Origin of the sequence: Lysinibacillus sp. BF-4 (assembly GCF_000743635.1) — a bacterium.
Classification (GTDB): domain Bacteria; phylum Bacillota; class Bacilli; order Bacillales_A; family Planococcaceae; genus Metalysinibacillus; species Metalysinibacillus saudimassiliensis.
On the sequence record NZ_JPUW01000012.1, the window covers coordinates 43,615 to 54,963 of the forward strand.

12 protein-coding genes are annotated in these 11,349 nt (G+C 38.9%); 10 read left to right on the forward strand and 2 right to left on the reverse strand.

Annotation, left to right across the window (positions count from 1 at the left end; genetic code table 11):
- Nucleotide 1 precedes the first annotated feature (1 nt).
- The 7 genes from CH76_RS06135 (at nucleotide 2) to CH76_RS06165 (ending at nucleotide 6,518) form a co-directional block, all read left to right on the forward strand.
- On the forward strand, nucleotides 2–817 hold the full coding sequence (locus CH76_RS06135; RefSeq protein ID WP_036144253.1) for a GNAT family N-acetyltransferase: 816 nt from the start codon (nucleotides 2–4) through the stop codon (nucleotides 815–817).
- Nucleotides 818–829: 12 nt separating this feature from the next.
- Nucleotides 830–1,936: an o-succinylbenzoate synthase gene (menC, locus tag CH76_RS06140; protein WP_036144254.1), complete on the forward strand. Its 1,107-nt coding sequence runs from the start codon at nucleotides 830–832 to the stop codon at nucleotides 1,934–1,936.
- 209 nt (nucleotides 1,937–2,145) lie between these two features.
- Complete coding sequence (locus CH76_RS06145) at nucleotides 2,146–3,096, forward strand: ABC transporter permease (protein WP_036144257.1); 951 nt, start codon at nucleotides 2,146–2,148, stop codon at nucleotides 3,094–3,096.
- Between the two features lie 25 nt (nucleotides 3,097–3,121).
- A complete protein-coding gene (locus tag CH76_RS06150) occupies nucleotides 3,122–4,057 on the forward strand; it encodes an iron chelate uptake ABC transporter family permease subunit (RefSeq protein ID WP_369792366.1) in 936 nt (311 codons plus the stop codon).
- Nucleotides 4,054–4,815 (forward strand): ABC transporter ATP-binding protein, encoded by a 762-nt coding sequence (locus CH76_RS06155; protein ID WP_036144261.1) that lies wholly within the window; start codon nucleotides 4,054–4,056, stop codon nucleotides 4,813–4,815. The genes CH76_RS06150 and CH76_RS06155 overlap by 4 nt, the downstream gene beginning before the upstream one ends.
- 23 nt (nucleotides 4,816–4,838) lie before the next feature.
- Entirely contained in the window at nucleotides 4,839–5,831 is a 993-nt protein-coding gene (locus tag CH76_RS06160) for a siderophore ABC transporter substrate-binding protein (RefSeq protein ID WP_036144263.1), read from the forward strand.
- Nucleotides 5,832–5,915: 84 nt separating this feature from the next.
- Nucleotides 5,916–6,518 (forward strand): phosphatase PAP2 family protein, encoded by a 603-nt coding sequence (locus tag CH76_RS06165; protein ID WP_036144264.1) that lies wholly within the window; start codon nucleotides 5,916–5,918, stop codon nucleotides 6,516–6,518.
- 38 nt (nucleotides 6,519–6,556) lie between these two features.
- Here CH76_RS06165 and thrB read toward each other — a convergent pair whose 3' ends face one another.
- Together thrB and thrC are read right to left on the reverse strand one after the other, a co-directional pair.
- Nucleotides 6,557–7,447, reverse strand: a complete 891-nt coding sequence (thrB, locus tag CH76_RS06170) for a homoserine kinase (RefSeq protein ID WP_036144266.1) — start codon at nucleotides 7,445–7,447, stop codon at nucleotides 6,557–6,559.
- A complete protein-coding gene (gene thrC, locus CH76_RS06175; RefSeq protein WP_036144267.1) occupies nucleotides 7,444–8,496 on the reverse strand; it encodes a threonine synthase in 1,053 nt (350 codons plus the stop codon). The genes thrB and thrC overlap by 4 nt, the downstream gene beginning before the upstream one ends.
- Before the next feature lie 210 nt (nucleotides 8,497–8,706).
- Here thrC and CH76_RS06180 point away from each other — a divergent pair, with 210 nt between their 5' ends.
- The 3 genes from CH76_RS06180 (at nucleotide 8,707) to CH76_RS06190 (ending at nucleotide 11,305) form a co-directional block, all read left to right on the forward strand.
- Nucleotides 8,707–9,906: an MFS transporter gene (locus CH76_RS06180; protein ID WP_036144269.1), complete on the forward strand. Its 1,200-nt coding sequence runs from the start codon at nucleotides 8,707–8,709 to the stop codon at nucleotides 9,904–9,906.
- Between the two features lie 135 nt (nucleotides 9,907–10,041).
- Nucleotides 10,042–10,305 carry a MurR/RpiR family transcriptional regulator gene (locus CH76_RS06185; RefSeq protein ID WP_036144271.1) on the forward strand — a complete coding sequence of 88 codons (264 nt, stop codon included), beginning with the start codon at nucleotides 10,042–10,044 and terminating at the stop codon, nucleotides 10,303–10,305.
- A 73-nt stretch (nucleotides 10,306–10,378) separates the two neighbouring features.
- Nucleotides 10,379–11,305, forward strand: a complete 927-nt coding sequence (locus tag CH76_RS06190) for a manganese-dependent inorganic pyrophosphatase (protein ID WP_036144273.1) — start codon at nucleotides 10,379–10,381, stop codon at nucleotides 11,303–11,305.
- Nucleotides 11,306–11,349: the final 44 nt, after the last annotated feature.

Here is an 11,349-nt window from a genome sequence, read left to right on the forward strand (position 1 = left end):
TATGTTACAACAAGTTGAGGTTAAAGAATTAACAACAGCAGAACAATTACAACAGTTACAAGTGCTCGACAAGGAAATTTGGGAGGCTGACGCATTACCTACACACCAAACGCTTGGTGCTATTCGAAATGGTGGTATTTTATTAGGTGCTTACTATCAAGGCGAGCTTGTAGGATTTAGCTACAGCTTTATAGGTTTTAAGGATGGGCAGATGTATGTTAACTCTCACAAACTTGGTGTAAAGCAAGTTTATCGCGAACATGGTATTGGTGAGTTATTAAAGCATCAGCAAAAGCAAATCGCAAAAGACCGTGGCTATGACGAAATTCGTTGGGTATTTGACCCATTAGAGTCAACGAATGCAACACTTGGTTTTGCGAAGCTAGGCGCCATTAGCCAAACGTATGTTAATGATTACTATGGACAGCTTGATGATTACTTTAATAGTGGTTTACCATCTGATCGTATTGTTGCGGAGTGGTGGGTACAACGCTCTCATGCAGACGATGTGATTGAAGAATTAGCAGAAGAAGCAAAACCGGTAGTATCTTGGCAAGTAACAGCAGCAGGCTTACCTGCCTTAGCAAGTTTTGATGCTGAGCAAGCCTACACACAGGATGCTTATACTGTTGCAATACCTCAATATTTCCAAAAACTTAAGGTCGAAAGTCCACAACTTGCGGAGGATTGGCGCTATAAAATGCGTACAATTTTAAGCACATTATTTGCGCAAGGCTATGCCATTGTAGATGTGATTCGTGGAACAGAGCATGTGAATCATTATGTGCTAGTTAAGCGCGCAATACTCGCACTATAAGGAGCGTTTACATTGAAGTTACAAAGTGTTCGCATTCATCATGTTAAAATGCCAATGAAGTTTACCTTCACAACGAGTTTTGGCTCGATGAATGAAAAAGAATTTTTACTTATAGAGGCGACAGACGAGGACGGCACAGTTGGCTACGGCGAATGTGTCGCCTTTGTCGCGCCTTGGTATACCGAAGAAACTGTAAAAACTTGCTGGCATATGTTAGAAGACTTTTTAATCCCTATGCTTATCGGCAAAACCTTGCAACATCCTGATGAAGTTAGCGAGCTGTTTTCGAGTATTCGTATGAATAATATGGCTAAAGCTGCGATTGAAGGTGCGATGTGGGATATTTATTGTCAGCAAACTAAGCAGTCCTTATCTCATGCTCTTGGTGGTACAAGAACAGCCATTGATGTTGGTATTGCTATTGGTTTACAGCCAACAAAAGAAGCTTTACTGACAGCAATAGCGCAAGCCCTAGCAAAAGGTTATGCACGCATTAAGGTTAAAATTAAGCCAGGTGCTGATGTGGATATAATTCATACCATACGTGAGGTATACCCTGACATCCCATTAATGGCAGATGCTAATGCGGCCTATACATTAGAAGATACAGCCTTATTACAGCAACTTGATCGCTATAACTTATTAATGATTGAGCAGCCACTAGCTTATGATGATATTGTAGAGCATGCTACATTACAGCGTGCGCTTTCAACACCAATTTGCTTAGATGAGAGCATTCACTCTTTAGCAGATGTTAAGCGGGCAATTAGCTTAGGCAGTTGTAAAATTATTAATGTAAAAATTGGGCGCGTAGGTGGGCTAACAGAGGCACGTAACATCCATGATTACTGTGCTATGCATAATGTTGCCATTTGGTGTGGTGGCATGTTAGAGGCGGGGATTGGGCGTGCGCATAATGTAGCACTCACTTCATTACCACAGTTTACTTTACCAGGTGATACCTCTGGCTCCTCCCATTACTGGCAGGAGGATATTATTTCCCCACAAGTGGAGATGATAGATGGTCAAATTAAAGTGCCTCAAACAGTGGGTATTGGCTATGAGCTAAATGATAAAGTCTTACAGAAATATATCGTTTCAACGAGAAATTATACTTAAACGGAAAAGGTTTCTTTATGGAATATCGCGCTTTGTAGCTAATTCTGTTAATAAAGCAGGAAATTCTTTTTTATTTCGCAAAACGTGATAATGATTCTCACTTATTGTTGACCTAAGTGATAAACATGCTATAATTGAAATCGTAAGTAATGATAATCATTTTCACTGACTTGTCATTACATACAAAAATGAATCTACCGGGGATTATAATGAAAATAAGATATCTATTACCTATAACGATTGTATTAGCGGTCATTTCCTTATTTGTTGGCGCCTATAACATTTCGCCAAAGGATTTACTTGATTTTCAATCGGAAGAAGCACAAATCTTTTACATTAGCCGAATCCCACGCTTAATGGCCATTTTATTAGCGGGTGCAGGCATGAGTATTGCTGGATTAATTATGCAGAGCTTAAGCCGCAATAAATTTGTATCACCAACTACGGCTGGTACGCTGGATGCGACGAGACTCGGTATATTAATGTCTATGTTATTTTTTACAAATGCAACCTATTTTCAAAAAATATCGTTTGCCTTTGTTTTTGCCTTAGCGGGCACATTCTTATTTATGCAAATTTTAAATCGTATTAAATTTAAAGATGCCGTCTTTATCCCACTCATTGGTTTAATGTTCGGTAACATTTTATCTTCCATTACGACATTTTTTGCATATCGCGCAGATATTATTCAAAATATCTCTGCATGGCTGATGGGCGACTTTTCATTAATTATGCAAGGGCGCTATGAGCTGCTTTACATTAGTTTACCTGTACTGATTTTGTCGTATGTGTATGCACAGCGCTTTACAGTAGCAGGCATGGGCGAAGACTTCGCGAAAAACTTAGGTTTATCGTATAAGAGCATCGTCAATCTAGGGTTAATCCTAGTAGCATTAGTATCTACAACTGTAGTGCTAACAGTTGGTATGATTCCTTTCTTAGGGCTAATCATCCCAAATATCGTTTCTATTTTTAAAGGTGATAATTTAAGTAAAACAATCCCACATACCGCACTACTTGGTATGTCGTTCTTACTCGCATGTGATATTTTAGGCCGCGTGATTAAGTATCCTTACGAAATACCAATTAATTTAACTGTTGGTGTTATCGGAAGTGCCATCTTCCTAATTATGTTATTTAGGGGGAAAGCATATGCGTAATCGAGACAAAGCAAATAAAATTCGCATGATAGTATTAGTAGCCTTAGCAATAGTATCCATCTTACTGTATATTTTTTATGGCTTAAATGGCAGCTATGATTATGCGCTACCACGACGTGCAATTAAAGTAGTAGCTATGGCATTTACAGGTGTGGCAATTGCGTATTCGACGGTTATATTCCAAACGATTACACATAACCGCATTTTAACGCCAAGTGTTATGGGGCTAGATTCGCTCTACATGCTTATTCAAACTTGTATTTACTTCTTCTTTGGCGGGGTTTCGATGTTCGTCATGAATAAATACTTAAACTTTACAATAGCAGTAGTAGCAATGGTTGTCTTTGCCTTATTATTTTACCGTTTATTATTTAAAGAGGGAAAACGTCCAATCTACTTCTTATTATTAGTAGGTATGATTACAGGTACGTTTTTAGGCAGTATTACAACATTTATGCAGGTAATTATTGATCCTAACGAATATTTAAGCTTACAAAACAAAATGTTTGCGAGCTTTAACAATGTAAATGGTGACCTTGTATGGTTCGCTGGTGCGATTATTGCGGTGACGCTAATCTATGGCTGGCGCTTAATGAACTCATTAGATGTTATGACGCTTGGTCGCGAAAATGCGATTAACCTCGGCGTTCAATATGATAAGCTCGTTAAAACGATGCTTGTACTATCATCAGTATTAATTGCTGTATCCACAGCACTAGTTGGCCCAATTACGTTTTTCGGTTTAATTGTAGCAAACTTATCGTATCAATTTTTTGAAACGTATAAGCATAAAACATTAATCGTTGGCGCAGGGCTAATGAGTATTGTTGCATTAGTAGGTGGACAGTTTGTAGTAGAGCGTTTGTTTACATTTAATACGACGCTTAGCGTAATTATTAACTTTATCGGTGGTATTTACTTTATTTACTTATTATTGAAGGAAAGTAGGTCGGCAAAATGATTCAGGTAAAAGAGCTTACGAAAAAATACGGTAACAAGTCCGTTGTTGAGGACGTTACAGTAGATATTCAACCAGGCATGATTACATCATTCATTGGCCCTAACGGTGCTGGTAAATCTACATTACTCTCAATGGTAAGTAGACTGCTTAACGCAGATACAGGTGAAGTATTACTAGATAAGGCAGATGTACGTCGTTGGAAATCCGACGAGTTTGCTAAACGCGTATCAATTTTAAAACAATCTAACTATATGAACGTTCGTTTAACGATTCGTGAGCTAGTAGCATTTGGTCGTTTCCCTTACTCTAAGGGGCGTTTAAATGATGAGGATAACGTAAAAGTAGACGAAGCTCTTACGTATATGAATTTAGAAGATTTACAGCATAATTTTTTAGACGAATTATCAGGTGGTCAACGACAACGTGCGTTTATCGCAATGGTCATTGCACAAGACACAGAGTACATTTTACTCGACGAACCACTAAACAACTTAGATATGAAACACTCTGTTCAAATTATGAAAATTTTACGTAAGCTTGTTGATGAGCTAGGTAAAACAGTTGTCATCGTATTACATGACATTAACTTTGCATCGGTGTACTCGGATCGCATCGTAGCACTAAAAGATGGTCGTGTTGTAAAAGATGGTCCTACACATGACATCATTAACTCAGAGGCACTAAAGGATATTTACGACATGGATATCCCTGTGCAAGAGCAAAATGGCTGTCGCATCTGTGTATACTTTAATTCTTAACTTAAAAGGAGATCACATTCACAATGAAAAATTGGAAGATTTTAACGCTATTAATGGCGATGATGGTATTAGTACTAGCAGCTTGTGGTAACAAAGAAGAAAAAGCAGAAGAAGATACATCAAAAGAAGCTGACAAACCAGCGGAAGAAACAACAAAAGAAGAAGACGCAGGCGTTTACCCACTAACAATTGCACAACCAGATGGTTTTAACGAAGTAACATTAGACAAAATGCCAGAAAAAGTAGCGGTATTTGATTATGGTTTCCTTGATACATTAGACACATTAGGTGTAGAAGTAGCAGCAGTAGCTAAACAATCATTACCAAGTTATTTAGATAAATTTGCCGATGACAAGTACGAAGACTTAGGCGGCTTAAAAGAGCCAAACTTTGAAGCAATTGCAACAATGAAACCAGACGTAATCTTTATCTCAAGTCGTCAAGGTGATGCTTACGAAGAATTAAGCAAAATCGCACCAACTGTTTACATCGGTTTAGACAACACAGATTACGTTAACTCTTTCAAAGCTAATTCAGAATTAGCAGGTAAAATCTTTGGTAAAGAAGATATCGTAACTGAAAAATTAGCAGAGTTCGATGCAGCAGTAGCAGCATTACAAGAAAAAGCAAAAGCAACAGACAAAAAAGCATTAGTAACATTAGGTTCAGCTGGTGAATTATTTGCTTATGGTCCTGGTGGACGTTTTGGCGTAGTACATGATGTTTACGGTGTACCAGCAGTAGACGAAAACATCAAAGTAGAAGGTCATGGTGACTCAGTATCATTTGAATACATTTTAGATAAAAACCCAGACATCTTATTCGTTATCGACCGTGATGCAGCAATTGGTGAAGAATCAAAAACTGCAGAAGCAATCGAGAATAAAATTGTGAGCAAAACAACAGCAGCACAAAACGAAGACATTTACTACTTAGACCCAACAATCTGGTACTTATCAGGTGGCGGTTTAGTATCTGAATTAGAAAAAGTGAAGTCAATCGACGCAGCATTCTAATTAGCACAATAGGCATTCCACACAAGTGGGATGCCTATTTTTGTGCAAAAAAAACGGGTATACTAAAGTAGAGGAGTTGAGAGAATGAAAAAAACGGCTTATGCCTTAGGTGGCGTAGGGTTACTCGCTTTTATTGCGATATGGTTAAACTTACAAAGCGATGCAATTTTACAATTGGATACCACAGCAGCTCATTGGTTTAAGGGCAATCAGCTACTTGCTGTATTTCATTATATTGGTGAGCCGGCTTTTGTAGTAGTTGTGGTTGCACTATTAATGGCATTTTTATGGTTGCGTAAAAATTACCGCGCCATGTTTTTTGTGCTTATTGCTAACGCGGGTGGTATGGTATTAAATCAAGCATTTAAGTATGCAATACAACGCCCAAGACCAGAGCGTCTTGAGCAATTATCGTCATTTAGTTTTCCATCGGGACATTCGATGGGCGGCATTATTTATTTATTTACTTTAGCGTATATTTTTTCGCATTATACAACATCTCAAAAGCGTGCTTATATCGTGTGGCTAGGTGCAGCTATCTTAACGATATTAATTGGTCTATCACGCATTGCTGAGAGCCGTCATTTTGGCTCTGATGTGCTAGGTGGCTTTAGTTTAGGTTTTGCTTGGTTTATGCTAAGTGTATTTTGGTACGAGTACCGTGAGCGTGTAATTAAACGTCAATAAAAATGAGGCATTGCGAATTTACGCAATGCCTCATTTTTTTAGTTTACACGAATACCGTGTTCATCTGCTTTTGTTAAAATTACACGATGTTTAGGGAAAGCTTCTTGCATTTTTTGTGCAAAGTCTTCCGCACCAACACTAGGTACTATTGAAATCATGGTAGGACCCGCGCCACTTAATGCAGTACCGTAAGCACCGTATTCTTTAGCAGTTTGTTTAATATCAGCAAAGTTAGGGATTAGCGTTGCACGGTAAGGTTCGTGAAATTTATCAAGTTCCATATAGCGTCCTGCACGCTCAAAATCCTTTGCCATTAAAGAGGCCGCTAGCATATTTGCATTGGCACTCGCTGTTACCGCATAACCGCGTAAAAACTTTTCAGGAAGCACAGAACGTGCGTCTGCAGTTTTTAGTTCAACATCTGGGATATAGACGACAAACGCTGCATCAATACCATTAATATGCAATGTATCAGTTGTGTCTTCAGTTTGCATACTAGAAATAGTTAGCCCACCTAAAACAGAAGCTGTAGCATTATCAGGGTGACCTTCGACTGCAGAGGATAAATCGAGTTTATCTTGTGTGCTAAGCTGTAAATCACAGAGCTGATTGGCTAGCTCAATACCTGCTACGATTGCAGCAGCACTACTTCCTAGGCCGCGTGCTAATGGTAACTCACTTGCCATTTCTACACGGCAAGCAGGTAGCGCTACGTTATACTTGTCTGCAGTCATTTTAGCGATTTTATAAACTAGGTGATCCTTTAGTATAAAATCAGAAGGACCATTTTCATCAAGGTGAATAATTTCCCACTCATCTTGTAAACTTACGTCCAGCGTTAAGTACAGTGCTAAGCCAAGCCCGATTGAGTCGAAGCCTGGACCTAGGTTAGCTGTACTGCCTGGCACAGTGATGCGCCATTGACTCATAGTACGCCCTCGATGTAAGTGCGAATTTCAGCTTCATCGTTTTTCAGTGATTTAACCTCAACTGTTGATACGTCCATTGCTGTGTCAGGATCTTTAAGTCCATTACCTGTAAATACAGTAACAACTTGTGCGCCTTTTTCGATTTTACCTGCTTTAACAGATTTAATTACGCCTGCTAATGATGCTGCCGAACCTGGCTCTACGAAGATACCTTCTTTACCAGCAATCATTTTATAAGCTTCGATGATTTCAGCATCTGTTACTGCGTCAATAATACCACCTGACTCGTCACGAGCAGCTTCAGCTAATGACCAGCTCGCTGGGTTACCGATACGGATGGCTGTAGCTACTGTTTCAGGTTGTGCAATTGGTTGACCTGTTACGATAGCAGCAGCGCCCTCAGCCTCAAAGCCGTACATTTTTGGTGTACCACATTGTTTAGCCTCATTATATTCTTTAAAGCCTTTCCAATAAGCTGTAATGTTACCAGCGTTACCAACAGGGATACATAAATAGTCTGGTGCTTTACCAAGTGCATCAACAATTTCAAATGATGCTGTTTTTTGACCTTCAATACGGTAAGGGTTTACTGAGTTAACAAGTGCAACAGGTGATGTTTCACTTACTTGACGTACGATGTTAAGTGCATCGTCAAAGTTGCCATCAATCTCAATAATTTTAGCGCCATACATTGCAGCTTGTGCTAATTTACCAAGCGCTACTTTACCTTTAGGGATAACAACGATTGATTGGATACCAGCGCGTGTAGCATAAGCCGCTGCTGCCGCAGATGTATTACCAGTTGATGCACAGATTACACATTTACTACCGTCTTCAATAGCTTTTGCTACTGCAAAAACCATACCGCGGTCTTTAAATGAACCTGTTGGGTTAGCGCCCTCGATTTTTCCGTATAGTTCGATGCCTAACTCTTTTGATAAATTTACTAAATGAATTAACGGTGTGTTACCTTCATTTAAAGTTAGTGCTGGTGTATTTTCTGTTACAGGTAAATAATTTTTATATTCTTCGATTAAACCTTTCCACATAGCTAACGAGCTCCTTAATGTTCTCTTGTGATGAACAGTTGTTTTTGTATACAGGACATTCTAACGTAAATAGCCCTTATATACAATAGGATACAACAAATTGTCGCAACAATGTGTTAAATTCGCATGACTTTTGTAAGATAACACCATTGTCAGCGGAAAAAAAGAGGCGTATAGTGTAAAACATACTGACAAGACAGGAGAATTAACATGAAAGAACAAACGATTTCAAAACGCAAACTACTAGGGATTGCAGGGTTAGGCTGGATGTTTGATGCAATGGATGTGGGGATATTATCCTTTGTCATTGCAGCGCTTGCAGCTGACTGGGCATTAACACCAACCGAAATGGGTTGGATAGGTAGTGTTAACTCTATTGGTATGGCGGTAGGAGCTATTGTTTTTGGTGTACTAGCAGATAAAGTTGGGCGCAAACATATTTTTATGGCAACGCTGATTTTATTTTCTGTAGCGAGCGGGCTGTCGGCCTTTACTTCAACACTTGCAATCTTTTTACTATTGCGCTTTTTTGTAGGCATGGGGCTAGGGGGAGAGTTACCGGTGGCTTCTACCTTAGTAGCAGAAAGTGTCGATGCTAAAGAGCGAGGCAAAATGGTAGTATTGCTCGAAAGTTTTTGGGCAGCAGGTTGGTTAGTTGCAGCACTAATTTCCTTCTTTATTATACCAACGTATGGATGGCGTATAGCTTTAATTTTAACAGCGTTACCAGCTTTTTATGCGATTTACTTACGCTGGAATTTACCAGACTCCCCGCAGTTTACGGCGAAGGCAAATCCTAATCGTAGTGCATGGCAAAATATTAAAGAGGTTTGGTCAAAAGAGCATGCACGCCAAACTTTTGTGCTTTGGGTAGTATGGTTTGCGGTTGTATTTTCGTATTATGGTATGTTCCTATGGTTGCCAAGTGTAATGATGGGTAAAGGTTTTGATTTAATTTCGAGTTTTAAATATGTGTTAATCATGACACTAGCACAATTACCAGGTTATTTTACTGCAGCTTGGCTAATCGAAAGAGCAGGAAGAAAATTTGTACTTGCTACCTATCTAATAGGCACTGCCATTAGTGCAGTTGTTTTTGGTAATGCAGAAACAGCAACTACATTATTAATTGCAGGTATGTTTTTATCCTTCTTTAATTTAGGTGCATGGGGAGCACTTTATGCGTATACACCTGAGCAATACCCTACAGTAATACGTGGGACTGGTGCAGGCTTAGCAGCAGCTAGCGGGCGTATAGGTGGTATTTTTGGGCCATTACTCGTTGGTTCGATGTTAGCTCGTGGTTATGATATTAGTGTGGTATTTACAATTTTTTGTGGGGCCATTTTACTCGGCGTTGTTGTGCTTGTTATATTAGGTAAGGAAACAAAACAAATTGAATTAACATAACGATAGGCACGCTACAATTTGTGGCGTGCTTTATGTCTAAATTAGTAAATTATCAGAAAAATCATTGTTTTCAGATTGTTAAGGTGGTACGTTAGGGTGAACAAAAAATGTAAATGAAAAGGCGGGACAAGAGTCGTGACACTCAACGAACAAATTAAAGCAAAATATATTCGTTTATCCAAGGGACAAAAGATTGTGGCGCAGTATATCATCAAACAACCTAAAAAAATAACGACGGAAAGTATTGCTCGGATAAGTGAGGAGATTGGTGTTAGTGAGTCGACCATTGTGCGTTTTTGTTATGCAATTGATGTCAACGGCTTTGCAGCTTTACAGGAACGGCTACGACAAGATTTAAAAAATCCACAGGTACAACAAGTTGAGAGTGTTCTTTGGTAGACATTGATTTCAATTACACCTAAATGTGATAAAATAAAACGTGAATGTAGATAATCATTTAGGAGGCAATAAAATGACGAAAGTTTTAGTTTTTGGACACCAAAATCCAGATACAGATTCAATTTCTTCGGCACTAGTACATGCGTATTTAAAACAACAGTTAGGTGTTGATGCTGAGGCAGTACGCTTAGGCGAAGTAAATGGTGAAACACAATTTGCATTAGATAAGTTTGGCTTTGAAGCACCACGCTTAGTAGAACGAGTAGCGGCAGAGACAACACAAGTAATGCTTGTTGACCACAACGAGTTTCAACAATCAGCTGTAGATATTGCAGACGTAACAATTTTAGAAGTAGTGGACCACCACCGTATTGCAAACTTTGTAACGGCTGATCCATTATATATGCGTATTGAGCCAGTAGGCTGTACAGCTACAATTTTAAATAAATTATTTAAAGAAAATAACATCGAAATCCCAGCAAATATTGCAGGACTAATGTTATCAGCTATTATTTCGGATACATTATTATTTAAATCACCAACATGTACAGAGCAAGATGTTAAAGCAGCTAATGAGTTAGCTGTAATTGCTGGTGTAGATGCTGCAGAGTACGGCTTAGCTATGCTGAAAGCTGGCGCTGATTTAAGTAAAAAAACAACTGAAGAGTTACTAACGCTTGATGCTAAAGAGTTTACATTTGGCGAACATAAAGCAATCGTAGCGCAAGTTAATGCAGTTGATGTAAATGATGTATTAGTACGTCAGCCAGAGGTCGAAAAATTAGGTGCTGCATTAATCGAAAAAGAGGGCTTAGGCTTATACTTCTTCGTAGTAACGGATATTTTAAACAATAACTCTGAAGCTATCGTTTTAGGTGCTGCACAGTCACAAGCGGCGCAAGCATTTAATGCAACTCTTACTAACTCACGTATTGTATTACCAGGAGTAGTATCACGTAAAAAGCAAATTGTCCCTGTATTAACAGAAGGATTACAATAAAAATGAGAGCGCTACGCTAGTCGTAGTGCTCTTTTTTAGGCAGA